Source organism: Promicromonospora iranensis (assembly GCF_028994805.1).
Taxonomy (GTDB): Bacteria; Actinomycetota; Actinomycetes; order Actinomycetales; family Cellulomonadaceae; genus Promicromonospora; species Promicromonospora iranensis.
The window spans coordinates 155,160-180,781 of sequence record NZ_JAJQQP010000003.1 but is presented as its reverse complement, the minus strand read 5'-3'; the positions used below and the strand labels follow the sequence as shown (position 1 = coordinate 180,781).

At 71.1% G+C, this 25,622-nt stretch carries 27 protein-coding genes; 12 read left to right on the top strand and 15 right to left on the bottom strand.

What is annotated here, in order from left to right; translation table 11 throughout:
* Nucleotides 1-55 precede the first annotated feature (55 nt).
* Entirely contained in the window at nt 56-1,237 is a 1,182-nt protein-coding gene (locus LUM46_RS05775) for a trans-sulfuration enzyme family protein (RefSeq protein ID WP_274992828.1), read from the bottom strand.
* Nucleotides 1,234-2,526: an MFS transporter gene (locus tag LUM46_RS05770; protein WP_374727026.1), complete on the bottom strand. Its 1,293-nt coding sequence runs from the start codon at nt 2,524-2,526 to the stop codon at nt 1,234-1,236. Before LUM46_RS05770 ends, LUM46_RS05775 begins: the two co-directional genes overlap by 4 nt.
* A 105-nt stretch (nt 2,527-2,631) precedes the next feature.
* Here LUM46_RS05770 and LUM46_RS05765 point away from each other — a divergent pair, with 105 nt between their 5' ends.
* Both LUM46_RS05765 and LUM46_RS05760 read left to right on the top strand, forming a co-directional pair.
* Nucleotides 2,632-3,654, top strand: coding sequence for a GlxA family transcriptional regulator (locus LUM46_RS05765; RefSeq protein ID WP_274992826.1), 1,023 nt, complete (start codon nt 2,632-2,634; stop codon nt 3,652-3,654).
* Between the two features lie 56 nt (nt 3,655-3,710).
* Entirely contained in the window at nt 3,711-4,418 is a 708-nt protein-coding gene (locus tag LUM46_RS05760) for an AMIN-like domain-containing (lipo)protein (RefSeq protein ID WP_274992825.1), read from the top strand.
* Between the two features lie 35 nt (nt 4,419-4,453).
* Here the strand turns inward: LUM46_RS05760 and LUM46_RS05755 are convergent, their stop codons facing one another.
* The 3 genes from LUM46_RS05755 to murA form a co-directional block, all read right to left on the bottom strand.
* On the bottom strand, nt 4,454-5,422 hold the full coding sequence (locus LUM46_RS05755) for an NAD(P)H-dependent glycerol-3-phosphate dehydrogenase (RefSeq protein ID WP_374727025.1): 969 nt from the start codon (nt 5,420-5,422) through the stop codon (nt 4,454-4,456).
* Between the two features lie 68 nt (nt 5,423-5,490).
* Nucleotides 5,491-6,219, bottom strand: coding sequence for a lysophospholipid acyltransferase family protein (locus LUM46_RS05750; RefSeq protein ID WP_274992823.1), 729 nt, complete (start codon nt 6,217-6,219; stop codon nt 5,491-5,493).
* A gap of 126 nt (nt 6,220-6,345) precedes the next feature.
* A complete protein-coding gene (gene murA / locus LUM46_RS05745) occupies nt 6,346-7,662 on the bottom strand; it encodes a UDP-N-acetylglucosamine 1-carboxyvinyltransferase (RefSeq protein WP_274992822.1) in 1,317 nt (438 codons plus the stop codon).
* Between the two features lie 301 nt (nt 7,663-7,963).
* On the opposite strand from murA, the gene LUM46_RS05740 reads away from it, so the two are divergent.
* The 3 genes from LUM46_RS05740 to LUM46_RS05730 all read left to right on the top strand — a co-directional run bounded on the left by LUM46_RS05740 (nt 7,964) and on the right by LUM46_RS05730 (nt 10,895).
* Nucleotides 7,964-9,343, top strand: coding sequence for an MFS transporter (locus tag LUM46_RS05740; RefSeq protein WP_274992821.1), 1,380 nt, complete (start codon nt 7,964-7,966; stop codon nt 9,341-9,343).
* A 433-nt stretch (nt 9,344-9,776) separates the two neighbouring features.
* Complete coding sequence (locus LUM46_RS05735) at nt 9,777-10,139, top strand: hypothetical protein (protein WP_274992820.1); 363 nt, start codon at nt 9,777-9,779, stop codon at nt 10,137-10,139.
* A 9-nt stretch (nt 10,140-10,148) separates the two neighbouring features.
* Entirely contained in the window at nt 10,149-10,895 is a 747-nt protein-coding gene (locus LUM46_RS05730) for a sulfite exporter TauE/SafE family protein (RefSeq protein WP_274992819.1), read from the top strand.
* 75 nt (nt 10,896-10,970) lie between these two features.
* Here LUM46_RS05730 and LUM46_RS05725 read toward each other — a convergent pair whose 3' ends face one another.
* From LUM46_RS05725 to LUM46_RS05710, 4 genes are all read right to left on the bottom strand, one after another.
* Nucleotides 10,971-12,479, bottom strand: coding sequence for a tripartite tricarboxylate transporter permease (locus LUM46_RS05725; protein ID WP_274992818.1), 1,509 nt, complete (start codon nt 12,477-12,479; stop codon nt 10,971-10,973).
* Nucleotides 12,480-12,488: 9 nt separating this feature from the next.
* Nucleotides 12,489-13,025, bottom strand: coding sequence for a tripartite tricarboxylate transporter TctB family protein (locus LUM46_RS05720; protein ID WP_274993078.1), 537 nt, complete (start codon nt 13,023-13,025; stop codon nt 12,489-12,491).
* A gap of 49 nt (nt 13,026-13,074) precedes the next feature.
* The gene (locus tag LUM46_RS05715) at nt 13,075-14,073 is read right to left on the bottom strand and encodes a tripartite tricarboxylate transporter substrate-binding protein (RefSeq protein WP_274992817.1); all 999 of its coding nucleotides are present in this window, start codon (nt 14,071-14,073) and stop codon (nt 13,075-13,077) included.
* A 157-nt stretch (nt 14,074-14,230) separates the two neighbouring features.
* Nucleotides 14,231-15,229, bottom strand: a complete 999-nt coding sequence (locus LUM46_RS05710) for an AraC family transcriptional regulator (RefSeq protein WP_274992816.1) — start codon at nt 15,227-15,229, stop codon at nt 14,231-14,233.
* Nucleotides 15,230-15,341: 112 nt separating this feature from the next.
* Between LUM46_RS05710 and LUM46_RS05705 the strand changes: the two genes are divergently transcribed.
* The 4 genes from LUM46_RS05705 (at nt 15,342) to LUM46_RS05690 (ending at nt 18,736) form a co-directional block, all read left to right on the top strand.
* Entirely contained in the window at nt 15,342-16,181 is an 840-nt protein-coding gene (locus LUM46_RS05705) for an NAD(P)H-binding protein (RefSeq protein WP_274992815.1), read from the top strand.
* Nucleotides 16,182-16,285: 104 nt separating this feature from the next.
* Entirely contained in the window at nt 16,286-17,017 is a 732-nt protein-coding gene (locus LUM46_RS05700; protein WP_274992814.1) for a hypothetical protein, read from the top strand.
* 119 nt (nt 17,018-17,136) lie between these two features.
* Nucleotides 17,137-17,928 carry a DUF899 family protein gene (locus LUM46_RS05695; protein WP_274992813.1) on the top strand — a complete coding sequence of 264 codons (792 nt, stop codon included), beginning with the start codon at nt 17,137-17,139 and terminating at the stop codon, nt 17,926-17,928.
* Between the two features lie 100 nt (nt 17,929-18,028).
* The gene (locus LUM46_RS05690) at nt 18,029-18,736 is read left to right on the top strand and encodes a hypothetical protein (RefSeq protein WP_274992812.1); all 708 of its coding nucleotides are present in this window, start codon (nt 18,029-18,031) and stop codon (nt 18,734-18,736) included.
* 34 nt (nt 18,737-18,770) lie between these two features.
* On the opposite strand, the gene LUM46_RS05685 is transcribed toward LUM46_RS05690, so the two are convergent.
* Entirely contained in the window at nt 18,771-19,949 is a 1,179-nt protein-coding gene (locus LUM46_RS05685; RefSeq protein WP_274992811.1) for an NUDIX hydrolase, read from the bottom strand.
* 680 nt (nt 19,950-20,629) lie between these two features.
* Here LUM46_RS05685 and LUM46_RS05680 point away from each other — a divergent pair.
* Nucleotides 20,630-21,055, top strand: coding sequence for a hypothetical protein (locus tag LUM46_RS05680; RefSeq protein WP_274992810.1), 426 nt, complete (start codon nt 20,630-20,632; stop codon nt 21,053-21,055).
* Between the two features lie 85 nt (nt 21,056-21,140).
* Here the strand turns inward: LUM46_RS05680 and LUM46_RS05675 are convergent, their stop codons facing one another.
* The 5 genes from LUM46_RS05675 to LUM46_RS05655 all read right to left on the bottom strand — a co-directional run bounded on the left by LUM46_RS05675 (nt 21,141) and on the right by LUM46_RS05655 (nt 23,576).
* On the bottom strand, nt 21,141-21,590 hold the full coding sequence (locus LUM46_RS05675) for an SRPBCC family protein (RefSeq protein ID WP_274992809.1): 450 nt from the start codon (nt 21,588-21,590) through the stop codon (nt 21,141-21,143).
* A gap of 50 nt (nt 21,591-21,640) precedes the next feature.
* Nucleotides 21,641-21,949, bottom strand: a complete 309-nt coding sequence (locus LUM46_RS05670; protein WP_274992808.1) for a DUF3140 domain-containing protein — start codon at nt 21,947-21,949, stop codon at nt 21,641-21,643.
* Nucleotides 21,946-22,161, bottom strand: coding sequence for a hypervirulence associated TUDOR domain-containing protein (locus LUM46_RS05665; RefSeq protein ID WP_274992807.1), 216 nt, complete (start codon nt 22,159-22,161; stop codon nt 21,946-21,948). The genes LUM46_RS05670 and LUM46_RS05665 overlap by 4 nt, the downstream gene beginning before the upstream one ends.
* A 45-nt stretch (nt 22,162-22,206) precedes the next feature.
* A complete protein-coding gene (locus LUM46_RS05660) occupies nt 22,207-22,941 on the bottom strand; it encodes an SMI1/KNR4 family protein (protein WP_274992806.1) in 735 nt (244 codons plus the stop codon).
* Between the two features lie 134 nt (nt 22,942-23,075).
* Entirely contained in the window at nt 23,076-23,576 is a 501-nt protein-coding gene (locus LUM46_RS05655; protein ID WP_274992805.1) for a MarR family winged helix-turn-helix transcriptional regulator, read from the bottom strand.
* Between the two features lie 111 nt (nt 23,577-23,687).
* On the opposite strand from LUM46_RS05655, the gene LUM46_RS05650 reads away from it, so the two are divergent.
* A complete protein-coding gene (locus LUM46_RS05650; RefSeq protein ID WP_274992804.1) occupies nt 23,688-24,626 on the top strand; it encodes an NADP-dependent oxidoreductase in 939 nt (312 codons plus the stop codon).
* 36 nt (nt 24,627-24,662) lie between these two features.
* On the top strand, nt 24,663-25,613 hold the full coding sequence (locus LUM46_RS05645; protein WP_274992803.1) for an alpha/beta hydrolase: 951 nt from the start codon (nt 24,663-24,665) through the stop codon (nt 25,611-25,613).
* Nucleotides 25,614-25,622: the final 9 nt, after the last annotated feature.

Below are 25,622 nucleotides of genomic sequence, written 5' to 3'. Positions count from 1 at the left end.
GCAGCTCGGACTACCGATCACCTGACGTTCTGCCGACCACCCAGGGCGACGGGGGTTAGGCGCGGAGGGACTGGTCCAGGTCCGCCCAGAGGTCCTCGATGTCCTCGATGCCCACCGACAGCCGCAGCAGGTCCTCGGGGACGGTCTGCGCCTCGGTGCCCCAGCGGCGGCGGCGCTCCATCATCGACTCCACCCCGCCGAGCGACGTCGCGGGGAGCCAGAGGCGCACGGCGTCCACGACGGCGTCCGCCCGCTCGACCGGACCCACCCCGGCCCGCTCGCGGGGCCGGACGCCGATGATCGCGCCGAAGCCGTTCATCTGCGCCTTCGCCCGCTCGTGGCCGGGGTCGCCGGGCAGCGAGGGGTGCCGCACCTCGGCGACCTCGGGGTGGTCGGCGAGGCGCCGCACCAGCTCGGCGGCGTTCACCTGCGCGCGCTCGAAGCGCAGCGCCAGGGTGCGCAGGCCGCGCAGGGCGAGCCACACCTCGAACGGTCCGGCGATGGCGCCGTGCAGCGTGCGGTGTCCGCGCAGCGTCGTGGCAAGCTCGGCGTCCCGCGTCACGAGCGCACCGAGCACGACGTCGGAGTGCCCCGCCAGGTACTTGGTCACCGAGTGCAGCACGATGTCGGCGCCGTGCAGCAGCGGCTGCTGCCCCAGCGGCGTCGCGAACGTGTTGTCCACCACCGAGCGCACGCCCCGGGCCCGGGCCGCGCCGAGGACGGCGGGCAGGTCCGCGACCTCCAGCATGGGATTCGTGGGCGACTCGACGAGCAGCAGGTCGGCGCCGTCGAGGGCCGCCACGACGGCGTCCGTGTCGGCGATGTCGACGTGGCGCAGGGTCACGCCGTGCCGGGCCGAGACCTCGTGGGCGAGCACCATGCCCGCCTGGTAGGCGTGCTGCGGCAGCACGAGCGTGCCGCCGTCGGGCAGCAGGGAGAAGACGGCGGCGATGGCCGCCATCCCCGAGCCGAAGACGATCGCCTGGCCCGCGGCCTCGCCGTCCGCCGACCCGCCCCGGCACTCGAGGGCGGCGAGCGCCTGCTCGAACGGGTGCCAGGCGTCGGTGTCGCCGCGCGCGTACGACAGCTCGTCCGGGGTGACGACGCCCTGCGACACGAAGGTGCTGCTGAGCGGGATCGGCGGGTTGATGTGCCCGCCCTGGACACGGGCGGGGCGGCCGGCGGCGACGGCGAGGGTGGCCGGTGCGAGGCCGGCGGCGTTCGGGGTGGTGCTCATGAGCGGGAGGATACGCTCCGGCGGTTCCGCCGGATCACCAGCGACATGAGCGCGGCACCGGCGCACAGGGCTCCCGCCCCGTACCAGACGAGGTCGTAGGAGCCTGTGACGTCGCGCACCAGGCCACCCGCGAACGCCACGACGCCGGCGCCGATCTGGTGCGAGGCGAGCACCCAGCCGAACACGATGGGGGTGTCGTCACCGTAGAACTCGCGGCACAGGGCGAGCGTGGGCGGCACGGTCGCCACCCAGTCCAGCCCGTAGAACACGATGAAGAACACCATGGGCAGCTCCACCTGGGGTGCCATCAGCGACGGCAGGAACAGCAGCGCGACACCGCGCAGCGTGTAGTAGACGCCCAGCAGGACGCGCGGGGAGTAGCGGTCGGTCAGCCAGCCGGAGCCGATGGTGCCGATCACGTCGACCACCCCGATGACCGCGAGCAGGGTCGCGGCGACGGTGATGGGCATGCCGTGGTCGTGCGCGCCCGGCACGAAGTGGGTCCGGACCAGCCCGTTCGTCGTCGCGCCGCAGATCGCGAACGCGCCGGCCAGGAGCCAGAACGGGCCGGTGCGGGCGGCGTCGAGCAGCGCGGTGACGGCGCGCTTCGCCGCGCCGCGGGCGGGCGGCGGCTTGGGTGCGTACACGCCGCCGTAGGGCGCCAGGCCCAGGTCGGCGGGGTGGTCGCGCAGCAGGAAGAGGACGAGCGGCACGGCCGCGAGCGCCGCGATGGCCACGGTGACCGACGCCGGGCGCCACCCCTGGTTCTCGACGATCCACGCGAGCAGCGGCAGGAACACGAGCTGGCCCGACGCCGTCGCCGCCGTCAGCACGCCGCTGACCAGGCCGCGCCGGGCGACGAACCAGCGCCCGGTCACGGTGGCGGTGAACGCGAGGGCCATGCTGCCGCTGCCCACGCCGACCAGAAGTCCCCAGCCGAGCACGAACTGCCACGGCTCTGACATCCACACCGTCGAGAGGGCGCCGCCCGTGATGACGACCAGCGCCGTGGTGACCACGGGGCGCATGCCGAACCGGTCCATGAGGGCGGCGGCGAACGGGGCCGTCAGCCCGTACAGCACGGACTGCAGGCCGACGGCGAAGCCGATGGTCGCACGCGACCAGCCGAGCTCCGTGTTCAGCGGGTCCACGAACAGGCCGGGCACCGCCGTGAACGCGGCGGCGGACATGACGGTCACGAAGCTGACCAGGGCCACCCACCACGCCGGGTGGATGCGCGGGGTGGGGCGGATCGGCGGGCTCTGCGGTGTGGTCTGGCCGGCAGGCACCGGGAGGTCTGTCTGGGTCACGACCTCAGCATCGTGCGCGGACGAGGCCGCAACCAGTGGCCGGAGAGACACACAACGCTGGATTCGGGCCATATGATCGAGCCCATGACGTCGTCATCACCCGCGGTCCCGCAGGCCGCGGCCTCGGACCGCGGGTCCCCGCCGCACCGCGTCGCCGTGCTGATCCGGCCCGGCTTCATCCCGTTCGAGCTGGGCATCCCGCACCGGATCTTCGGCACGGCGCGCGACGCCGCGCTCCGGCCCCTGTACGAGGTGGTGACCTGCACGCCCGGCGGCCCGGGGCTGGTGCCGTCGGACTCCGACGTCGCGGTCCACGTCGCGCACGGCCCGGAGGCCGTGGAGGACGCCGACACGGTGGTGGTCCCGGCGTCGCACGAGTACGGCCCCGTGTACGAGGAGGGCAGGCTCACGCCCGAGCTGGCGGAGGCGTTCCGGCGGATCCGGCCGGGGGCACGGATCGTGTCGATCTGCACCGGGGCGTTCGCCCTGGCCGCCGCGGGCCTGCTCGACGGCCGGCCGGCCACCACGCACTGGGCGACGACCGACCACTTCCGGCGGCTCTTCCCGCGGGTCCACCTGCATCCCGAGGTCCTGTTCACCGACGACGGCGACGTGCTCACCTCCGCCGGCGTCGCCTCCGGGATCGACCTGTGCCTGCACCTCGTCCGGCGCGACCACGGCGCGGCGATCGCGCAGGACGTCGCCCGGCGCACGGTGGTACCGCCGCACCGCGAGGGCGGGCAGGCACAGTACGTGGAGCGGTACGTGCCCGAGCGGGACGGGCCGGGCACGGCGGCGACCCGGGCCTGGGCGGCGGAGCGGCTCGCGGAGCCGCTGACGCTGGTCGCGATGGCCCGGCACGCGGCGATGTCGGTGCGGACGTTCACGCGACGGTTCCGCGACGAGACCGGCGAGAGCCCCGGGACGTGGCTCACCCGGCAGCGGGTCGAGCACGCCAGGACCCTGCTGGAGTCCACCGACCTGCCGATGGACCAGATCGCGCAGAAGTGCGGCTTCGGCACCGCGCAGTCCCTGCGGGCCCACGTGCAGTCGGCGCTCGGCGTGACGCCCACCGCGTACCGCAGGACGTTCCACCGCGTGGCGTAGGAATGGACGCCGATCCGTGACCGGCGACTCCGTTGAACAGGCCCTACGCTCGGCGTATGCGACGAGCCAGACATCACACGACCTGGACAGCCGCCACCGTGGCAGCAGCCGTGTCGCTGTTGCTGGCCGGTTGCACCGACGAGCAGACCCCGGACGAGCAGGACCCCACCGGATCGAGCCCCACGTCGACCGCGTCGGAGACCACCGACGCCTCGCCGTCCCCCACCGAGGGGTCGGCCACCGAAGCCCCCGGGACGGACGACGAGACGCCGGCGCCCGTCCCCTCGGCGACGGAGAGCGACGAGGGGCCGCCGTTCCCCACGAACACGAAGCCCGACACCGCGGAGCCGACGGGTGAGGGCGAGACCTTCCTGTCCGTCACGGACGTCCGCGTGGCGGGGCACGACCGCTACGACCGGGTCGTCTTCGACCTCGACGGCAAGGGCAGCGGCCGGCCCGGCTGGCGGGTCGAGTACGTGGACCAGGCCACCGACGACGGCTCCGGGCACGCCGTCGAGGTCGACGGCGACGCGATCCTGCGGGTCTCCCTGTCGGGCACCGCCATCCCGACGGACAGCGGCGTCGAGGGGTACACGGGCGAGCGCACCGAGCCGGAGGGCACGGACGCGGTGGACGAGATCGTGTACCGCTACTGGTTCGAGGGGTACACGACCGCGTTCCTCGGCGTGGACGAGGGCGAGCGCCCGTTCCGGGTGTTCCTCCTGGAGAACCCGACGCGCGTCGTGGTCGACGTCCAGCACTGACCGCCCGGCTGCGCCGAGCGGTCAGTGCGCCGCTCTCAGCCCGCGACCTCGGACTTCTGCGGCCGTGCGAGCAGGGCCGCCGCGAGCTCCGTCAGCGCGACCTTGCCGGCCAGCACGTCGACCACGCCGGCAGTGATCGGCATTTCGACGTCGTGCGCCCGCGCCAGCTCCAGCACCGACTGCGAGGACTTCACGCCCTCGGCCGTGCCGCCCGTCGCCGCGATGGCCTCCTCGAGCGTGAGCCCCTCGCCCACGTGCTTGCCGAGCCGGTGGTTGCGCGAGAGCGGCGACGCGCAGGTCGCCGTCAGGTCGCCCATGCCGGCCAGCCCGGAGAACGTGGCGGCGTCCGCTCCCAGCGCGAGGCCGAGGCGCGTGATCTCCACGAGTCCGCGCGTGATGAGCGTGGCCAGCGTGTTCCAGCCGAACCCGCGGCCCTGGGCCATGCCGGCCGCCAGGGCGATGATGTTCTTCACCGCGCCGCACAGCTCGACACCGACCACGTCGGTGTTCGTGTACGGGCGGAAGTAGCCGGTCGCGCAGGCGGCGGCGACGAGCTGCGCCGTGGCCTCGCTGCGCGAGGCGACCACGGTCGCCGTCGGCTGCCGCTCCGCGATCTCGGGCGCCAGGTTCGGCCCGGAGACGACGGCGACCCGCTCGTCCGGCAGGTCCAGCACCTCGGCCATGACCTGGCTCATGCGCTTGTCCGTGCCGAGCTCGACCCCCTTCATCAGGGAGACGACGACGGCGTCCGGCTCAACCAGGTCCTTCATCGACTCCAAGGTGGCGCGGGCAACCTGGGACGGCACCGACACCACCACGATCGACGCACCCTTGAGCGCGACGGCGGCGTCGGTGGTGCCGTGCATGGCGGGCAGCTGCACACCCGGCAGGTACTTCTCGTTGTGGTGCGTCCGGTCGACCGCGTCGAGCACCGCGGCGTCGCGGCCCCACAGGGTGACGTCGCACCCGGCGTCGGCCAGGACCATCGCGAACGTGGTGCCCATCGATCCGGCGCCGAGCACGGCGACCTTGGTCTGGGCAGGCTGGGCGGGCTGGGCGGGGGTCGGGGCGCTCACGGGCGCTCCACCGGGGGGTAGGTCGTCATCTTTGCCTCGTACTCGGGGTGCTTGCGCAGGTCGAACCGGGGCTGGGGGGCCACCTCGCCGCGGATCTGCTCCAGCTCGACGGTGATGGCGTCCATGATGCGGCTCGTGGCCTCACGCAGCGTGGCGGTGTCCTGGGGGCGGTCGTACAGGTCGCTCAGGTCGACGGGCGGGCCCGTCCGGATGGTCACCGTCTTGCGCGGGAACGGCTTCAGCACGCGACCGTACCGGGGCAGGATCTCGGTGACACCCCACTGCGCCACCGGCAGCACCGGCAGGCGCGTGGTCAGGGCGATGCGGGCGACGCCCGTCTTGCCCGCCATGGGCCAGTAGTCGGGGTCTCGCGTCAGCGTGCCCTCCGGCAGGATCGCCACGCAGGCGCCGTCGCCGAGCTGCCGCGCGGCCGCCTGGAGCGACTCCGTGGCCTTGGCCGACTCGCGCTCGACCGGGATCATGTTGGTGCCCCGCAGGGCCCAGCCGGTCAACGGCGAGGTGAACAGACTGCGCTTGGCCAGGATGCGCGGCTCCCGGCCGTTGTCGAAGAGGTAGTGCGCCAGCGTCAGCGCGTCGAGCTCGGTGACGTGGTTGGCCGCGGCGATGAACCCGCCCTTGACCGGGAAGTTCTCCCCGCCCTTCCACTCGTACTTGCACAGCGCGAACATGAGGTTCCGCACGATGAACGCGATGAAGCGATACATGCGTGACTCAGGGCGTGGGATGGACACGGTCCAGAACAATACTCGCGTCCGCCCCCGACCCCGCCCACCCACCCGCTCGCCGAGGTAGTCGTCCGGCCACGTGACTACCTCGGCGGAGGGGGTGGGTCAGCCGCGGGCTACGTCGGCGCCGAGGGCTTCCAGCTTCTCCTGGAAGTTCTCGTAGCCGCGGTCGATCAGACCGATGCCGCGCACCGTGGACTGGCCCTTGGCGGCCAGGGCCGCGATGAGGTGGCTGAACCCGCCACGCAGGTCGGGCACCTCGATGTCGGCCGCGGTGAGCGGCGTCGGGCCGGAGACGACGGCGGAGTGGTGGAAGTTGCGCTGGCCGAACCGGCAGTCGCGACCGCCCAGGCACTCCTTGTAGACCTGGATGGTGGCGCCCATCTTGCGCAGGGCGTCGGTGAAGCCGAACCGGTTCTCGTACACCGTCTCGTGCACGATCGACAGGCCGGTGGCCTGCGTGAGCGCGACGACGAGCGGCTGCTGCCAGTCGGTCATGAAGCCCGGGTGCACGTCGGTCTCGAGCACGATGGACTTCAGGTCGCCGCCGGCGTGCCAGAAGCGGATGCCGTCGTCCTGCACGTCGAACCGGCCGCCGACCTTCCGGAAGGTGTTGAGGAACGTCATCATCTCGGGCTGCGTCGCGCCCTTGACGGTGATGTCGCCGCCCGTGGCCAGGGCCGCGGAGGCCCAGGACGCGGTCTCGATGCGGTCGTTGAGCGCGGTGTGGCTGTAGCCGTCGAGGCGGTCGACGCCCTCGATCCGGATCACCCGGTCGGTGTCGACCGAGATGATGGCGCCCATCTTCTGCAGCACGGCGATGAGGTCCATGATCTCGGGCTCGATGGCCGCGCCCGACAGCTCGGTGATGCCGTCCGCGCGGACGGCCGTGAGCAGGGTCTGCTCCGTGGCACCGACCGACGGGTAGGGCAGCGAGATCTTGGTGCCCTGCAGGCGACGCGGCGCGCGCAGGTGGATGCCGTTGGGTCGCTTGTCCACGACGGCGCCGAACTGGCGCAGGATGTCGAGGTGGTAGTTGATCGGCCGGTCGCCGATGCGGCAACCGCCCAGGTCGGGGATGAATGCCTCGCCGAGACGGTGCAGCAGCGGCCCGCAGAACAGGATCGGGATACGGCTGGAGCCCGCGTGGGCGTCGATGTCGGCCACGTGCGCCGACTCCACGTTGGACGGGTCGAGGTCCAGGATGCCCGCGTCGGTGTCGTACTTGACGTTCACACCGTGCAGGTCCAGGAGCCCCGAGACGACCTTGACGTCGCGGATCTGCGGTACGTTCCGCAGCACGCTGGGGGTCTCTCCCAACAGGGAAGCCACCATGGACTTCGACACGAAGTTCTTTGCGCCTCGAACGGTGATGGTCCCGTTCAGCGGGGTGCCGCCGTTCACATACAGCAGATCGTTCATATCCTCGTCGTCATCTCGTTGTACCGATGATGGATTTCCGGTGGCGGGGCAGGATCTCGATGGCGAGGGCGCCCGGTCGATCCTGATCCTTCTCCCCCACCGCCGGTCGTGCCAACACGGGCACGGGCGGGAGTATTCACCGTTCACTACACCTTCACTCGCGACGCACGCTGCCGCATGACGACACGCCAGGCGAGCACCAGAACCGCGCAAGACCGGGGTTGGCAGCCTACGTCAACCCCTCATCCATAGTATGAGACCCGCTTTCCGGATCGCGGACACGCTGCCTAACCTCCCGGCCATGAGCACCTCCGCATCACCGACCGCCGGAACAGCCTCCGGCGAGCAGGGCACGCCGTCGGCCGGCAACCCTCGGGGCCGCGTCGTCTTCGCGTCCCTCATCGGTACCTCGATCGAGTTCTACGACTTCTACATCTACGCGACCGCGGCCTCGCTGGTCTTCCCCGCGCTGTTCTTCCCGAACACCGAGGACCCGACCACGCAGCTCCTGTCGTCGTTCGCCGTGTTCGGCGTCGCCTTCGTGGCGCGGCCGGTCGGCTCGGTGGTGTTCGGCCACTTCGGTGACCGCATCGGACGCAAGACGACCCTCGTGGCCTCGCTGCTCACGATGGGTATCGCGACGGTCCTGATCGGCCTGATCCCGGCGGCGTCGACCCCGGGCTGGGCGGTGGCCGCACCAGCCGTGCTCGTGCTGTGCCGGTTCTGCCAGGGCCTCGGCCTCGGCGGGGAGTGGAGCGGCGCCGCGCTGCTCGCCACGGAGAACGCCCCGCAGGGCAAGCGCGCCATCTACGGCACGTTCCCGCAGCTGGGCGCGCCCATCGGCTTCATCCTCGCCAACACGGTGTTCATCGCCCTGTCGAGCGCGCTCACGCCGGAGCAGTTCACCGCCTGGGGCTGGCGCATCCCGTTCCTGGCGTCCGCGATCCTCGTGATCGTCGGCCTGTGGGTGCGGCTCTCGCTGCTGGAGACGCCCGCGTTCCGCAAGGTGCTGGAGGCGGAGGCGGTCACCAAGGTGCCGGTGGCCCGGGTGTTCCGCGCGTCGTGGAAGCAGATCGTGTCCGGCACGTTCATCATGCTGGCCACCTACGTGCTGTTCTACCTGATGACGACGTTCACGCTGAACTACGGCGTCGCACCGGCCGCGCCCACCGACGGCGCCCCCGCCGGCCTCGGCTACGAGAAGATCGACTTCCTCTGGATGCTGATCATCGGCGTCGTCTTCTTCGGCGTCTTCACGCTCGTGTCCGGCCCGATGGCGGAGAGGTTCGGCCGCCGGAAGCACCTCATCTGGGTCACGGTGGCGATCATCCTGTTCGGCGGGTCGTTCGTGCCGCTGTTCGCCGCGGGCGACGTCGGCGTGCAGACCCTGCTGATCATCGGCTTCACGCTCATGGGCCTCACGTTCGGCCCCATGGCCGCCGTCCTGCCGGAGCTGTTCCCCTCCAACGTCCGGTACACGGGCTCGGGCGTCGCGTACAACCTGTCGTCGGTGCTCGGCGCGGCCGTGGCGCCGTTCATCGCGGTGTGGCTGTGGGCCCAGGCCGGCTCCCCCGTGCTAGTGGGCGTCTACCTCTCCGCGATGGCGGTGATCACCCTCGTCGCGCTGCTCATGACGCGCGAGACGCGCGACGTCGAGTACGACGACAACGTCAGCGCCTGACGCTCGGGTCACGCGCAGCGATCACGCCCGACGCCGTCGCGCACCTCCCAGCCGGGAGGCGCACGACGGCGCCGGGCGTTGCGCCCCGGTAACGATACTCATCACGGCTCCGCGCGCGAACTGGGCTAGACCTCTCTAGGCTCGCCGCGTTGGTTCTCCGGAATGCCAAAGGGCCCGCCGGTGAAGACCGACGGACCCAGAGGAAAAGCTCGAACGGAGAGACCTGCCTCCGCCTTCGAGACCTACGTTATCCGGCCCCGGAGGCTTGCACAAGGTGACTGCGACCGCTCCTACCGCTCCACGCCTGACCCGTTGGATCAGCTCTCAACGGTTCGCCCCGTACCTGCTTGCAGCATCCGAAAACGCTCGAGATGGATTACGTCTCTACGACTGGAACCGTGACCTCTCAGGAGCGACCTATGAGCTCTTGCACATGTTCGAGGTCGTCCTCAGAAATGCGATGGACGAGCAATTGTGCGCTTGGAACGCCAAGCAGCCCGACACGAACGGTGGCGGCTTCCACTCACCCGACTGGCTGATGGATCCAGCCCCTCTGCTGATCCGACTCACCAGAAACGGGCAAGACATTCGCAAGGCGCGCGACCATGCAGCCGCGAGCGCGAGGTCCTGGCAACCGAGCCGCGCCGGCGTGGTTCGTGATCGACTCACCGATGTCTTGCATGTGCTTCGGGCCATCGACACGGTGCCTGAGCAGTGGGCGGCCGGACAGCAACGCGTGACGACCGTTCTGAAGGCTCGTCCCCGCTGCGCAGAGCGCACCAGTCGCGCGGGATAGCGTGGCAGCGTGGAGACGACGGCCCTGATCGCTGCCTGCGTGGCCATCGTCCTCGGGGCCGGGCTGCAGCGGGTCGCCGGGATGGGCCTCGGCATGGTGGCCGCCCCGGTGCTCACCGTGTTCCTCGGGGCGTCGGTGGGCGTGCTGGTCAGCAACGTCGCCGCGATCGCCACCGCGCTGATCATCCTGCGGGCGCTGCGCGACCGCGTGGAGTGGCGCCGGGTGGTCATGATCCTGCCGCTGATGCTCGTGGGCTCGGTGCTCGGCGCGCTCACGGTGCGTGAGGCCGACGCCGCGTGGCTGGACGTCATCGTGGGCGGGTCGGTGCTGCTCGCGCTGGCCGCGTCGGCGGTCCTTCGCCGGCGCGTCCGGATCAAGGGCCGGCCCGTCGCCGTCGCGACCGGTCTGGCGGCGGGCTTCATGAACACGACGTCGGGCGTGGCCGCGCCGGCGTGGACGGCGTACGCGCTGGCCACCCGGTGGGACCACCGGTCGTTCGCCGCGACCCTGCAGCCGCTGCTCGTCGTCATGAACACCATGTCGGTGGCCACCAAGCTGGCCTTCGGGGCGATCCCGCCCGGCACCGCTCCGGCCTGGTGGGTCTGGCCGGTGCTCCTGGCGGGGGTACTCGTCGGTGTGGGCCTCGGGACAGCCCTGGCCCGCCGCATCCCCACCCAGGTCGCGTCGGGCATCGCGCTGACCGTCGCCGCCGCGGGCGCGCTGACCGCCCTCACCCGAGGCCTCCTCACTCTCTGACCCCTGAGGCTGTGGGCGCGGTCATTGCGCCTCAGACGGACGCAAGATCGCAACGGTCGCGCCCACAACCCAGGGTTATTCGTCTTCCGTGAAGACCACGTCGCGCTTGCGCCGGATCGCGGGCAGCACGGCCACCACCAGCGCGATGAGCGCCAGCGTGAGCAGCACGCCCGAGATGGGGCGGGTGACGAACACCGAGGGGTCACCCCGCGAGATGAGCAGAGCCCGGCGCAGGTTCTCCTCGAGCAGCGGCCCCAGCACGAACCCGAGCAGCAGCGGCGCCGGCTCGCACCCGGAGCGGACGAGCACGAAGCCCAGCACGCCGAACACCGCCACCGCGAACACGTGCCACGGGTTCTGCCCCAGCGAGTACGTCCCGATGCAGGCGAACACCACGATGACCGGGAACAGCACCGAGTACGGCACCGAGAGCATGCGCACCCACAGCCCGATGAGCGGCAGGTTGAGCAGCACCAGCAGCACGTTGCCGATCCACATCGACGCGATCAGGCCCCAGACCAGCGCCGGCTGCTCGATCATCACCTTGGGACCCGGCGTGATGCCCTGGATGATGAACGCTCCGACCATGAGCGCCATCACCGGGTGGGCGGGCAGGCCGAGCGTGAGCAGCGGGATGAACGACGTCTGCGCCGCCGCGTTGTTCGCCGACTCCGGCCCGGCCACACCCTCGATCGCGCCGTGCCCGAACTCCCCGGGGTTGCGCGAGACCCGTTTCTCCAGCGCGTACGAGGCGTAGGAGGCGAGCACGTGGCCGCCGCCGGGCAGCACGCCCAGCAAGGACCCGAGCCCGGTCGCGCGGATCACCGGTCCGACGATCCGCCGGAGCTCGGCGCGCGTGGGCCACAGGTTCGCCACGCGGCTCACCATGCGGGTCCTGGAGCGCGGGTCGTGCAGGTTGCGCAGGATCTCCGCGATGCCGAACACGCCGACGGCGACCGCCACGAAGCTCAGCCCCTGGTACAGCTCACGGATGCCGAACGTGAACCGGGGAGTGCCGGTGTTCAGGTCCTGGCCCACCGTGCCGAGTAGGATCCCGAGCACGATCATCGCGAGCGCCTTGAGCGTGGAGCCGCTGGCCAGCGCGATGGACGCGATGAGCCCCAGCACCACCAGCGAGAAGTACTCAGCGGCGCCGAACGACAGGGCGGCGCGGGCGAGCGGTGGTGCCGCGACGGCGAGCACGACCGTCGCGACGGTCCCCGCGGCGAACGACCCGAGCGCGGCCACGGCGAGCGCCACGCCCGCCCGCCCGGCGCGGGCCATCTGGTGCCCGTCGATGGCGGTCACCGCCGCCGACGACTCGCCCGGCAGGTTGAGCAGGATCGCCGTCGTGGAGCCGCCGTACTGGGCGCCGTAGTAGATGCCGGCCAGCATGATGAGGGCCGACGTCGGGTCGTCGAACCCGAAGGTGATCGGCAGCAGCAGGGCGATGGTCGCCGTCGGCCCGATGCCGGGCAGCACCCCGACGGCGGTGCCGAGCGCGACGCCGAGCAGGCAGAACATGAGGTTGTGCCACTGGAGCGCCTCGGAGAAGCCGAGCGCGAGGTTGTCGAGCAGATCCATCCCGGCTCCCTACCCGCCCAGCCAGTCGCCGAGCAGCGCCAGGCGCAGCTGCAGCAGGACGACGAAGATGACCCAGCTCGCCAGCGTCAGACCGGCGGCGATGACGAGCGCCCGTACCGGGCCGGTGCCCTGCCGGGCGAGCGCCGCCAGCAGGCCGGTGCCGAACGTCGCGAGCAGCAGGCCGAGGCCGTCGACGGTGACCGCGAAGAACGTCACGGCGGCGAAGATGGCGACGGTCGGGCGCCACTGGATCCCGGCGAGCGGGCGCGGGTCGAGCGCGTCGGCGTCGGACACCGCATGCTCGGCCACCGCGTCCTCGGGCACCGCGTCGTCGACACCCGTGGCGTCCGACACCGCGGCGTCGGCGGGCGCCTCCCCCAGATCCGGGTCCGGGGCGAGGTACGCCTTGGCGACCGTGGCGAGGCCGAGCCCCGCGAGCACCAGGCCCAGGGCGAACGGCACGTACCCCGGCCCCATCTCGAGGAGGGAGCCGAGGTCGTACCCGAGTGCCCCGATCGCGAAGGCCGCGCCGAGCCCGGTGAAGATCAGGCCCGCGACGAGGTCGCTCGTCGAGCGGGGCCGAAGGACGCCGATCTCAGCCGCCCTGACCGGCGCCGATGATGTCGCCCCAGGTCTCGGTCTGTTCCTGGAGCAGCGTCGCGTGCGCCTCGGGAGTGGCCTGGTCGGCGGCGACCGGCGCGGTACCGAGATCGGCCATCTGGTCGACGACCGTCTGGTCGGCGAGGGCCACCTGGAGCGCGTCGGTGAGCTCGGTGACCACCTCGTCGGGTGTCTCGGCCGGGACGTAGAGGCCGTGCCACACGCTGACCTCGATGCCGGGCTGGCCGCCCTCGGCGGTGGTGGGCAGGTCCGGCAGTGCCTCGATGCGCTCCGGCGTCGTCACGGCGTACGCCTTGACCTCGCCCGCCTCGATCTGGCCGGTCGTGTTGGTCGTCTGGTCGCACATGAAGTCGACCTGCCCGCCCACCAGCTCCGCCATCGCGGGGCCGGTGCCGTCGTACGGCACCGCCGTCACCTCGACGCCGAGGGCGTCCATCAGGAGCAGGCCGCAGAGGTTGGACGCCGAACCCTCGCCGGCGTGCGCCATCGTCACGGTGTCGGCGTTCTCCTGGACGTGGGAGACGAACTCCTCGAACGTCGTCGGCTCGAAGTCGGAGCTCCCGACGATCGTCATGGGCACCTCGGTGACCAGGCCCACCGGCTTGAAGTCGGCGATGGGGTCGTAGGCGAGGTCGTCGTAGAGCGCCGGGGCCGTGGACATGCCGATGTGGTGCATGAGGACCGTGTAGCCGTCGGGCTCGGCGGTCGCGGCCTGGCCCGCACCGACGGTGCCGCCGGCGCCGTCGACGTTCTGCACGACGAGCTGCACGCCCAGCTCCTGCGACATGGGCTCGGCGATCATGCGGGTCACGGTGTCGGTGGGGCCGCCCGCGGAGAACGGCACGATGATGTCGATGTCGTCCTCGGGGTACGCGGCGGGGTCAGCGCCCGAGGAGCAGGCGGCCAGGATGAGGCCGAGGCCGGCCAGCGCACCGATGTACGCGGCAGTCTTCCGAGGTCCGGCGGGGGTCATGTCCGTCTCCGATCATCGTTGATCCGGCAGAGGTTGATCCGTGTGGCTGTCCGAAGCGAGCTGTGTGTCGCGGGCTGAATCCGGTCGGGAGCGCGACATTACCTCTGAGCATGTGACGTCCGCCACAAACCGGACGGGGCTTGACCGAACGGTGACCTCACCCGACGCCGTCGGACGCCGTCCGCAGCGAACCGGCGGACCGGGCCGGCCCCGACCGGCGCACCGCGCCGGGCGACGTGCCGTGATGGCGCTTGAAGGCCCGGCCGAACGCCGCCTCGGAGCCGTACCCGACCCGGCGGGCGACCACGGCGACGGGGTCGGTGCTGGTCGTCAGGGCGGTGTACGCCTGCTCCAGGCGCCAGGCCGCCAGGTAGCGCATCGGCGGCTCCCCCAGCAGCGCGGTGAACCGCTCCGCGAACGCCGACCGCGACATGCCGGCCTGCCGCGCGAGCTCCACGAGGCTCCAGTCGTGCTCGGGACGTGCGTGCAGCCGGCCGAGCGCGCGGCCCACGTGCGGGTCCCGCAGCGCGGCGAGCCACCCGGTGCCTGCCTCGTCGGAGGTGCGCAACCACTGGCGCAGGACCTGGATGACCAGGACGTCCGCGAGCCTCGTCATCACCGCCTCGCCGCCGGGCTCCAGGGTCTGCGCCTCGTGGGCCAGCAGCCGCAGCACCGTGCCGAACGCGCCGGGCTCGCCCTCGTCCCAGGCGTCCATCCGGATCAGGTCCGGCAGCTCGGCGACCAGCCGGGCCGTGAGCGGTTCGTCGACGGTCATCGCCGCGTAGGCGATCTGCGTGCGCTCCCCGCCACCGCCGAACCGCATGCGCTCGTAGGTCTCGCCCACCCGCTCGACGGGGATGTCGAAGAGCCCGGTGCTCGGTGCGTCGGGCGAGCTCAGCAGCCGGTGCGGCACGCCCCGCGTGATCAGCGCGGCGCTGCCCGCCTCGAGGGTGTGCAGCTCGCCGCCGATCTCCAGCACGCACCGTCCGGAGAGCACCACCGGCAGCATCATGCACGGCTCGATCGCGGGGAAGGCCACACCCCAGGGCGCCGTGAGGTCGGCCTGGCAGTACAGCGCACCGGTGAAGCGGAGCAGGTGCAGGCCGTCCCCGACCGGGTTGGCCGGGCCAGCGGGGTCGGGACGTGAGATGACCATGCGTCCAGCCTGGCATGCCGATCTACCGGACGTCCGGGGTTCTGGACGCACGGCACAGAAGTACGGACTTCAGGGGATGTTGCGTCCGCACTGCTGGGTCCAGGGTGGACGCATGGCAAACACCACACACCCCACGCACCAGCCGACCTTCGCCGTGATCGGCGCCACCGGCAAGACCGGACGCCGCGTCGCGGACCTCCTCGAGACCCGCGGCCACACCGTCCGCCGGCTCGCCCGCGGCACCAGCCCCCGGTTCGACTGGGAGCAGCCCGACGGATGGGCACCGGCCCTGCACGGCGTCGACCGCCTGTACGTCACCTACGTCCCCGACCTCGCGGCGCCCGGAGCGGACGTCGCGATCACCCGCCTCGTCGACGTCGCCCGGGAGGCCGGCGTGCAGCGCATCGCGCTGCTCTCGGGCCGCGGCGAGGAGGGCGCCCAGCGCTGCGAACAGATCGTGCTCGACTCCGGCATCCCCGCCACGATCGTCAGCGCCGGGTGGTTCACCCAGAACTTCACCGAGGGAGCCCTGAGCGACGCCCTGGAGACCGGGGTGCTCGCGCTCGCCGCCGGGGACGTGCGCGAACCGTTCATCGACGTCGACGACATCGCCGCCGTGGTCGCGGAGGTGCTCACCACCGACGGGCACGCGGGGCGCCGGTACCAGGTGACCGGCCCGGAGTCGCTCACGCTGGCCGAGGTCGCGGGCATCCTCACCGAGATCACCGGGCGCGACGTCCAGTACGTGCCGATGGGCTTCGACGACTTCCACGCGGCCGTCGCCGCCGAGGCCGGCGTGGAGACCGCGACACTGCTCACCGAGCTCTGCCGCGAGGTGTTCGACGGCCGCAACGAGAGCACCACCGACGGCGTCCGCCAGGTGCTGGGGCGCGAGCCGCGCGACGTGCGGACCGTGCTCACCGAGGCGCTCGTGGCCGACCGGCCCGAGTGATGCGTGGGCGACGGGTGTCCATGTCATACCCTTTTGACCGGTTGCACAGCGTGGTGCCCACTACCCCGAAGTACACCTCCTGTGTCTTGCGTGAAAGGACTTCCATGCGCATTCCCCCGGCCGCGTCCGTCGCCACCGCTCCCCTCCTGCTGACCGCGGCCCTGGTGATCGGGGCGCCCTCCGCCGCGGCGGCACCGTCCGACGGCTCGGACGGTCCGGTCCCGTACGCGGTCACCGCGGAGGGCCTCACCCTCCCCGACGGCGCGGACTTCGCCGACGGCGGCCACGTCAACGTCCGGTACACCGTCGCGGGTGCCGAGCGGTCCGCGGGAATCCACTTCGAGACCCGGAACGAGCAGCCGTCCGGCCAGTACGTCGGCGAGTCGTTCCTGCCCTGGGACGAGCTGATCGACGACCCGTCGTACTGCATCACCTGGGTGCAGGTCGCGGAGTACGACGAGCACTTCGGCGAGGGCGGCCAGAAGCCGGTCTGCACCGACGACCGGCCGGCTCCGACGGCGACTCCGACTCCGACGACGACTCCGACGGCGACCCCGACGCCGTCGGCCACGCCGGGCCCGTCGGCCACCACGGAGCCGGCGGCCGAGCCTGCGTCGTCGGACACGGCCACCGAGCCGTCGCCGGTGCCGAGCGCGTCCGCCGGGAGCGTGGCCGCGCCGTCGCCCACCACCACGGCGGCCACCACGCCGGCCACCGACGAGGACGTGCTCGCGGCCACCGGCTCCATGGCCGTCCCGGTCACGATCTTCGCGGGCCTGCTGATCGCCGCCGGTGTGGTGCTGCTCGTGATGGGTCGCCGCGTCAAGCAGGACTGAGCCGCACGGAGCGGAACGGTCGGCCCCGAGCCCGCGCACCACCGATGAGTCCGGAGCCGGCTCGTCGTCGGTAGGTAGGGGCGCCACCGGCGCCCGTCACCGAGACGCTGGAGGACCCCGTGGCCGAGACGCCCGTCACGAACCGCACCACCACCATCCGGCCCGGCCGCCCACCCGTGGTCGACTGGGACAGCTGGCAGGCCACGCGGGACGAGTTCCTCGCCCTGGAGAAGGCCCACACCCGCGCGGGTGACGCGCTCGCCGCTGCCCGACGTCGGCTGCCGATGGTCGAGATCGACGCCACCCTGCAGGTCACGGGTACCGACGGGCCCGTGCCGCTCCTCGACCTCTTCCAGGGCCGCGACGAGCTCGTCGTCTACCAGCACATGTGGCACGACGGCGAGCCGTTCGAGCGCCAGTGCCCCGGCTGCACGATCAACACCTGGCACATCCAGCAGGCCGCCCCGTACCTCGCGGCGCGCGGCGTCTCGTTCGCGATGCTGACCGAGGGTCCGTGGGACGAGGTCGCCCCGTACCTGGAGTTCATGGGCTACACCGAGCCCTGGTACTCGGTGCGCGGGCTGGCGGCACCGGTCGGCGTCGACATGGGCCACATCGTCTGCTTCCTGCGCGACGACGACCGGGTGTTCCTCACCTACCGGACCACCGGCCGCGGCAACGAGCCGGCCTCCGGGATCTTCGGGTTGCTCGACATGACCCCGTACGGTCGGGGCGAGGCCTGGGAGGACATGCCGGCGGGCTGGCCCGAGGGCCGGGACTCCTGCTGGTACTGGGCCACGGACGCCGACGGCAACGCCACCTGGGGGTCGACCCGCCGGGCGACGCCGCAGTGGACGCGACCGGGAGCGACGCCGGTGCCGCCTCGGGGTGGCGGGGAGCACCGGCACTGAGGCGGGACGAAGGTCGCGGAGACGGTCAACTCCATAGTGTTCCGGACGCACCTGTGGCAATGTCTGCCTGTCGAAACTTCCGATCCACGATAGGTGTGGCGTGACCGACGATCAGAGTTCGCCGAAGAGCACCCGGTCTTTTCGAGAGACGCTCGCGTCGAAAGAGGTGATCGCGGCGCTAGTTGTCGGCGTATTCACTCTCGCTGCGGCGATAGCGACCGCCGTGGCGGCGAACTGGATCGAGGTCCGGCAAACGGTCACGGCTCCTTCGAGCCAGGAGCTGACGACGGACGTCGACGGACTCCAGAAGGTTCTGACAGACACCAAGGCCGAAAACATGCGCCTCCGCGACCAGCTGTCGACCTTGGAAGCGCAGAGCTCCGAGCTGCAGGCACAGATCGACAATCAGCCACTGCCGAGCAGCGGTGAGGAGACCCAAGCCAAGCCGACGGACGTCTATCGGCAAACGGACGGAACGCCGTTAGAGATCGCGAGCGGATCCTGCGTGGACCTGGACAGCCAGGAGGCCAACTGGGGCGTAAGCGACCAGTACGGGTATCTCGGCGCCGACGGCAACGGACTGTGCTTCTGGGACGGGACCCTCGAGCTGCGAAACATCGTGGAGATCGCGACCGAACCAACCAAGGCGAACTGCGACGCGCAGACTGTCATCCTGGGAGACTCCCTGGACCAGGTGCGATCTGGTATGCAGGTGTGCGGACACACCGGGGACGGGCGGGTTGCCTACGTACGAGTTGTCGAAGTAAGTGACGACAAGCTTGCGATGGACCTCCGCATCTGGGACTGAGCGAAGCGCGCAGCTCTCGTCGGCCTTACGCGTTCTACGAGCTTGCTGCCTCGGCGAGCAGCGCGTCGCGGTTCGTCCGGACGAACGCCTTCAACGCGGCGGGCACCAGCTCGAGGCGGGCCAGCGCGGCGTCGTCGCGCAGGTCCACGCGCTCGACGTCGTACGTGCCCCGGACCGGCTCCTGGAGCTCCGGCCCGCAGCGCAGCGTCAGGTCCATGGAGGTGACGTGCGCAAGGAAGTAGTGCTGCACCGCGATCCCGGCGTCCTTGGGCTGGGAGGTCAGGAACACCTGCCGGACGATCTGCGCCGTGGCGCCGAGCTCCTCCAGCAGCTCCCGGTGCAGCCCGTCCTCGACCGAGGCGTCCTCGGGTTCGACGCCGCCACCCGGCGTCACCCAGTACGGCGCACGCCCCGGGACGGTCCGCTTGATCAGCACGAGGCGGCCCGCGTCGTCCAGCAGGATCGCCCGCGCCGTCCGCCGCACCACCACGGGCGGCACCGTCGAGGCCGCCGGGACCTCGTCGACGACGGGTGCCTGGCGCAGGTATCCCTCGAACAGCGGGCCGCCCGCTGCGTCCAGCGTGGCGCGGGCGACCGCGACCATCGTCCGGTCGTCGTGCCTGGCGGCCACCCAGCGGGCGGCGTAGCCGGGATCCCAGGCGCGCAGCTCGCGCAGCAGCCACTTCCCGCCGCCGTCCCACCTCCCGGCGGCCGCCAGGGCGAGGTGCCCGACCCGCTCCCACAGCACCGAACGCACCACGTCGGCCTCGCCGCTGTCCCGCGCGTATGCGAGGTCGTCGAGCAGGTCGGTCACGCCGTACCTGGCATCCTCCAGGGCGGTGTCCGACGCCGGCCCCGGGCCCGCGTCCACCAGCGCCTGGCACTCCGCCTTCAGCGCGCCGACGTCGCCCTCCCCCGCCAGCGGCACGCCCATGGCGATCATCCGCGCCAAGGTCGGCTTTCTCCGCGCCGTCTCCTGCGCGATGAACCAGCGGTGGCCCGCCTCGGTGTTCACGAACAGCTCGACCGGCCAGCCCCGCCAGCGGACGGAGTCACGGTGCCCGACGGCGTCGTCGGGCACGCAGACCACGATGTCCAGGTCCGACCCCGCCGTGCGGGAGCCGGGGTCGAGCACGCTGCCGGCCAGCAGCGACCACCGTGCCTCGGGATATCGGTCGGCGACCAGGGCGGCGGCATCAGCTCTCGGATCCACGGCAGTCATCATGTGGCACGCAGGCAAACGGACCTATTCGTCGTCGTGAACTCGCAGGTCACGTGGGGCCTGCCCAACATGGCCTGGCCTCATGGCGCACCTCACCCACGACGCGTTCACCAGTCACCGAGCACCGACGGGGCGAGGTGGGTGAGGAACCCAAACATCGCGACACCACCGACGGCATGCGCCACCCCCACGCCGCGGAGAACGCCCCGTTGCCACCGTCTCTCAGGCGGCGGCCAACCCATCCATTCAGCAAGGTCATCAACTCGCAGGACAGCGAGCAGCCCAGTACAAACAAACACCGCGGGGAAGCACAGAGCCGCAATCACGGCCATCGCGCCAGAAGCCGCGGGGGCCACGGGGTGAAGCACCAAGGCACCGCCGAGCAGCCACACCAAGGAGAGCACCAGTCCTTCGACGGACCGCGCCATTCTTCCGCCAGGCCTTGAAGCTGCCTTCGTTCGGTACTTCTTCCTCTCAAGCCACAGCATGATCAACTGGGCGACCCCCAACACGATGACGACCCAGCCCAGCAGGGGAGGACTTCCAGGTAGGTGCGCCACGGCAGGCCAGGATGCCAAGTGAGCAGCGCCGTGACCAGCACACCGACGAATGCCGGGTGAAACGACCGGCATACCGAGGTCTTGGCTGCATCACGTCACTACGCTCATCGGGTGAGCCAGCCGACTTCGCCCCCACCGCCCGTGTTCGCTCCTGATGCGGTGCTGAGCTTCACGGTCCAGGGCAACATCATGACCTCGAACCTCATCGCGCCCACGCTCACCATCGATGGCTACGTCGCACCGGTGCCGAGCGACGGCACCCGGCAGTTTCCCATCATGTCCGGACGCCATCACCTCCAGGCCCACTCCCAGTGGATGCGCCGGTATGGGCACGCCGCGATCGACATCGACGTCGCCCCTGGGCAGCACCTCGAGGTCTTTTACGCACCGCCCTACCACCAGTTCATCAATGACGGTTCGATGGGGCTGACCACGCAGACCCGCAAGGGACGCGGCCTCATCATCGGCATGTGGGTGGCGTTGCTCTTGGTGGTCTTGCTGCCCGTGGCTGCAGTCGCGGTCCTCGTCACCGGATGACCTCGCTCGCTGAGGCAATCACGGGCGGTCTGACACCCGAACGGTCGGCCAGGTCGACCACCTCCGACGTCATGTATCGCCCGGACTAAGCACCGATCCGGAGCTGCCCTTGCCGTCGGATGCGCGTCACGATGGTCCGGGTCGCGAGCTTGTGGATGCGCGACTCGATCACCAGCAGCCGGTAGAGGGCACCGAGAGCGCCTGGGAAGGTCGCGTCGGTGTGCGCTTCCAGGCGCGTGCCGGCGTCTGTCGGCACCAGGCGGAAGGTGAGCGTGTAGACCGAGAACCGGTGGACGCCGTCGAGCACGAGTCGGGACGGCGGATCCGCCGTCGCGACCCGGAAGCCGGGGACCACCGACCCGGCTGCGAGGGGTCTCGGGCCTGCGGGCTGCGAGTCGCGGCAGCCGATCAGGCGCACGTACCAGGACGGCTGCCCGAGCACCTCGACCTGGTCGAGGACGGCGCGCCACACGACGTCGGGCGGCGCAGTGAGCGTGACTGCGCGGACGTCCTGGTAGCGCCGTGGGCCGGTCATGCCGGGACTCTAGCGGGCCGGTCGGGCCCTCCGGGGCCAGGGCTGCCGAGTCAGTCCTTGAGGGGGTCGTGTCCCCAGTTCATCAGGGAGTAGCGCCACCGCGTGTGCTCCACGTCCCCGTCCGGGCGCTGAGCGAGGTGCCGGTGGACGTACCCGACGACCTTGCGCATGTGCGCCTCGTCGCCCTCCGTCAGGTCGCCTTTCTTCGTGCGCAGGAGCTGCACGATGCGACGGCCGGACTCGTGACCGACCGACTCGCCGCCGTCCGACTGGCCCACCGACTTCGACTCGTCGCTGCGCAGCCACCGCTCCAGCTCGCTCGCCGTCATGTTCACGGCCTCGTCGAACTCGTCGCTCATGCGTCGTCCTCCAGCGCGGAGGGCTTGTGGACGGCGTCCTTGCCGCTCTTGTCGCTGCGTACGCGGTACTGCGGGTCGTCCTTCGAGGCCCGGACCGTCCGACCAGCGGCCTCGGTGTCCTCGGTGATCTCCTCGACAACCTCGCCGTGCACCGTCTGCCCGTGGCTGGACCAGGTGACCTCGTCGCCCTCGCGGAACTCTTTTTCACCCATGCCTTCAGTCTGTGTCGACCGGCGGGACCTCGCACGGGCGGGCGCCTATTCGTGAAGCCAGTCAGCCGGGTAACGATCACGGAACGCGTCGGCGGCCTGGCTGGACCGTGCGCTCATCAGGATCGTCGTGTCGTCGGCCAGCAGGATCACGTCGTCGACGAGAGACCAACGCGCCTCCGTCTGCACGCTCCAATGACCGACGGCGAACGGAGCGACGGCGAGCGGCCTGGCTCGCGCAGCGACCTCGACCAGGTCGGCGGGGCTGTCGAACTCCGTGGCGAGGTCACCGGTACCCGAGCGCATGCACGACTCGTAGACCAGCCACTGGACCACCGCGGCGGAGAAAGTCTCGGTCCAGGGCACCCAGCGCTCCTGGCGCTCGTCCGCGCGGTCGACCAGTACGACGACGGGCGGGTCGGCCTGGTCCAGATGCTCCAGCAGGATGCCCCACCGACAGACGACCTGGTTCTCGTGCCGAACGATCAGTGCGCCTTCGTCGATGTACATCCCTCGCTGGACGACGGAGAGCAGCGTGTCCTGGATGCTGAACAGATCGCGGCGTCGCCCAAAGAGCCCGTAGAACTCACGCAGCGCCGGTGGCAGCCGGATGCCCAGGTCTGCCTCGCACGCGTCGATCTGTTCGGCGGGCACACCGGATGCAGCGTCCAGCGGTTTGCCGAGCCAGTACTCGGCGAACCGTTCCACGAACCGCCACGCCGACGAGCGGTCCGATGCCGCTGCGACGAGCTCGGCTGCGAGGTCGAAGCGATCAGCGGTCACCGATGCTCCGGCCGAACGCTCTTGAACAGACTGACGTCCCAGCTCATGCGTGGCGCTTCCTCTCGGCCTTCGGCAACGGAGCACACGGTAGCGGGAACCACCGACGTGCTCGGCCATCGCCGCAGGACGCCGGCTCAGCTCGTCTTGCGTCGGCGCGGCGCCGCGGAACGCGGGGGTGCCGCGCGCATGTGGTCACGGAGCCTGCCCAGCACGTCGAACAGGGCCTCGACGTCCGCACGCTCCAGGGGCTCGAACAGCAGCTCGTCGAGCACCGCGATGTGGCCGGGGAAGACCTTCGCGAGGACGTCCCTGCCCTGCTCGGTGATCGCTACCGTGGTGCTGCGCTCGTCGTCGGGGGACGGTGCGCGCGTGACGAGCCCGCGCTGCTCGAGCGACTGGGCCTGATAGGTGAGGCCGCTGCGGCTGTAGACGACGCCGTCGGCGAGGTCGGTCATGCGGTAGCTCCCGTCGGGCGAGTTGCCCAGGCGGGCCAGGAGCTGGAACTGCACGTAGCTGAGGTCGCCGGCCTCCCGCAGCTGCTGCTCGACCGTGTGCCGCAAGAGGCTGCTGACCTCGATGAGTGCGAAGTAGGCACCCAGCTCGGTGGGGTCGAAGGAACGAGGGGTATCGGCCATGCCCGCAGTCTACCTTGCTGCGAACTCGAAGTACTTGCTACGAACTTGAAGCAGTGCTACGGTCCTCACAGATGCTTCGAATCCGAAGCAACAAACTGAGAGAAGGCCATCATGAAGACCGTTCGCTTCCACGAGATCGGCTCCCCCGAGGTCCTGCGCTACGAGGACACCGACCGGCCCGCCGCCGGTGCGGGCCAGGTGCTCGTCCGCGTCGCAGGCTCCGCGTTCAACCCGGCCGACAACGGCATCCGCGGCGGCCTCCTGCCGATCCCGGTGACGCTGCCGCACGTGCCCGGCTACGACGTCTCCGGCACCATCGAGACGGTCGGCGACGACGTGAGCGGCTTCCAGGTCGGCGACGCGGTTGTCGGCTTCCTGCCGATGACGGAGGACGGCTCCGCCGCGGAGTACGTGGTCGCCCCCGCCGACGTCCTCGTCAAGGCCCCGACCAGCATCGACCTCGCCGACGCCGCCGCGCTGCCGTCGGTGGCGCTCACCGCCTGGCAGTCGCTCTTCGACGCGGCAGGCCTCAAGAAGGGTCAGCGCGTGCTGATCACCGGCGCCGGCGGATCGGTGGGTGGCTACGCGGTCCAGCTCGCCCAGCGAGCCGGTGCCCACGTCATCGCCACCGCGAGCCCGCGCAGCCGGGACGCGGTCGTTGGTGCCGGGGCTGACGAGGTCATCGACCACACGGCGTCCACCGTCCTCGGGTCGGTGAGCGAGCCCGTCGACGTCCTGCTCAACCTGGCGCCGATCAGCCCTGACGATTTCACGGCTCTGGTCGCACTGGTCCGCGACGGCGGTGTCGTGGCCTCGACGACGGCGTGGATGCCCACGCCCAGCGACGACGAGCGCGGTGTGCGGGCCGCCGGAATCTTCGTCCGCGCCGACGTCGACCAACTGGCCCAGCTTGTTGCCCTGGTCGACAGCGGCGAGCTGCGTGTCGACGTCGCGCGGCGCGTCCCGCTGAGCGAGCTGCCCGCGATCCACGCACAGTCAGCCGCCGGCGAGCTGCGCGGCAAGGTCGTGGCCGTCCCCGACGCCCGCTGATCCTCCTCCACTGCTCCCCAAGAGAAGAAGTGCGACATGACGTTCACTCTCGATCCTGAGGTCGCCGCGGCCCTCGCCCCGATGGGCGAGGCCATGGCGGCAACCACCCCACCCGCGGTCGGCGACATCGCCGGACGCCGCGCGATGTGGGAGCCCATCCTCGCCGCCGCGAGCGCGGCGCTCCCCCTCCCCGCCGACGTGACCACCAGGGACGTCGAGATCCTCACCGACGACGGCGCGACGATCACGGCGCGCTGGTACGTGAAGGACGGCGCCCCGGCAGGGCCGGCCGCGCTGTTCTTCCACGGTGGCGGCTACATCTTCGGGCACATCGACCAGTTCGACGGTCCCGTCTCCCGGTACGTGTCGGCCAGCGGCGTGCCCATGCTGTCGGTCGAGTACCGCCGCGCTCCCGAGCACCCGTACCCGACGCCCGTCGAGGACGCGTACGCGGCGCTGCGCTGGCTCCACGACCACGCCGCGGAGCTCAGCGTCGACCCCGACCGCATCGGGGTGATGGGCGACAGCGCGGGCGGTGGCATGGCGGCGGCGCTCACGATTCTGACGCGCGAGCGGGGCGGTCCGAAGATCGCGCGTCAGATCCTGCTGATGCCCATGCTCGACGACCGCACCACCACGCCCGACCCGCTGATCGAGCCGTTCCTGATCTGGTCGTACGACGACAGTCGGACGGCGTGGCCGGCGCTGCTCGGTGACGCCGCCGGAGGAGACCAGGTTCCTGCCACGGCGGCTCCCGCTCGGTTGTCGGACGCGGCGGGTCTGCCGCCGGCGTACATCGAGGTGGGTCAGCTCGACGTGTTCCGGGACGAGGACCTCGCGTACGCCACAACGCTGAGCCGCGCCGGGGTGGAGGTGGAGTTCCACCTGCGGCCGGGTGTCCCCCACGAGTTTGACTCGATCGCTCCCGAGTCGGGGGTGGCACGGCGTGCGATCGCGGACCGGGTTCGGGCGTTGAAGGCGCTCTGAGTTTGGGCG

Excerpts from the sequence above, each read along its gene's own strand:
- LUM46_RS05775 (WP_274992828.1), bottom strand. The coding sequence starts at position 1,237 with ATGAGCACCACCCCGAACGCCGCCGGCCTCGCACCGGCCACCCTCGCC.
- LUM46_RS05765 (WP_274992826.1), top strand. The coding sequence starts at position 2,632 with ATGACGTCGTCATCACCCGCGGTCCCGCAGGCCGCGGCCTCGGACCGC.
- LUM46_RS05760 (WP_274992825.1), top strand. The coding sequence starts at position 3,711 with ATGCGACGAGCCAGACATCACACGACCTGGACAGCCGCCACCGTGGCA.
- LUM46_RS05755 (WP_374727025.1), bottom strand. The coding sequence starts at position 5,422 with ATGGGCACCACGTTCGCGATGGTCCTGGCCGACGCCGGGTGCGACGTC.
- LUM46_RS05750 (WP_274992823.1), bottom strand. The coding sequence starts at position 6,219 with ATGTATCGCTTCATCGCGTTCATCGTGCGGAACCTCATGTTCGCGCTG.
- murA (WP_274992822.1), bottom strand. The coding sequence starts at position 7,662 with ATGAACGATCTGCTGTATGTGAACGGCGGCACCCCGCTGAACGGGACC.
- LUM46_RS05740 (WP_274992821.1), top strand. The coding sequence starts at position 7,964 with ATGAGCACCTCCGCATCACCGACCGCCGGAACAGCCTCCGGCGAGCAG.
- LUM46_RS05735 (WP_274992820.1), top strand. The coding sequence starts at position 9,777 with ATGTTCGAGGTCGTCCTCAGAAATGCGATGGACGAGCAATTGTGCGCT.
- LUM46_RS05725 (WP_274992818.1), bottom strand. The coding sequence starts at position 12,479 with ATGGATCTGCTCGACAACCTCGCGCTCGGCTTCTCCGAGGCGCTCCAG.
- LUM46_RS05715 (WP_274992817.1), bottom strand. The coding sequence starts at position 14,073 with ATGACCCCCGCCGGACCTCGGAAGACTGCCGCGTACATCGGTGCGCTG.
- LUM46_RS05710 (WP_274992816.1), bottom strand. The coding sequence starts at position 15,229 with ATGGTCATCTCACGTCCCGACCCCGCTGGCCCGGCCAACCCGGTCGGG.
- LUM46_RS05705 (WP_274992815.1), top strand. The coding sequence starts at position 15,342 with ATGGCAAACACCACACACCCCACGCACCAGCCGACCTTCGCCGTGATC.
- LUM46_RS05700 (WP_274992814.1), top strand. The coding sequence starts at position 16,286 with ATGCGCATTCCCCCGGCCGCGTCCGTCGCCACCGCTCCCCTCCTGCTG.
- LUM46_RS05675 (WP_274992809.1), bottom strand. The coding sequence starts at position 21,590 with ATGACCGGCCCACGGCGCTACCAGGACGTCCGCGCAGTCACGCTCACT.
- LUM46_RS05670 (WP_274992808.1), bottom strand. The coding sequence starts at position 21,949 with ATGAGCGACGAGTTCGACGAGGCCGTGAACATGACGGCGAGCGAGCTG.
- LUM46_RS05665 (WP_274992807.1), bottom strand. The coding sequence starts at position 22,161 with ATGGGTGAAAAAGAGTTCCGCGAGGGCGACGAGGTCACCTGGTCCAGC.
- LUM46_RS05655 (WP_274992805.1), bottom strand. The coding sequence starts at position 23,576 with ATGGCCGATACCCCTCGTTCCTTCGACCCCACCGAGCTGGGTGCCTAC.
- LUM46_RS05650 (WP_274992804.1), top strand. The coding sequence starts at position 23,688 with ATGAAGACCGTTCGCTTCCACGAGATCGGCTCCCCCGAGGTCCTGCGC.
- LUM46_RS05645 (WP_274992803.1), top strand. The coding sequence starts at position 24,663 with ATGACGTTCACTCTCGATCCTGAGGTCGCCGCGGCCCTCGCCCCGATG.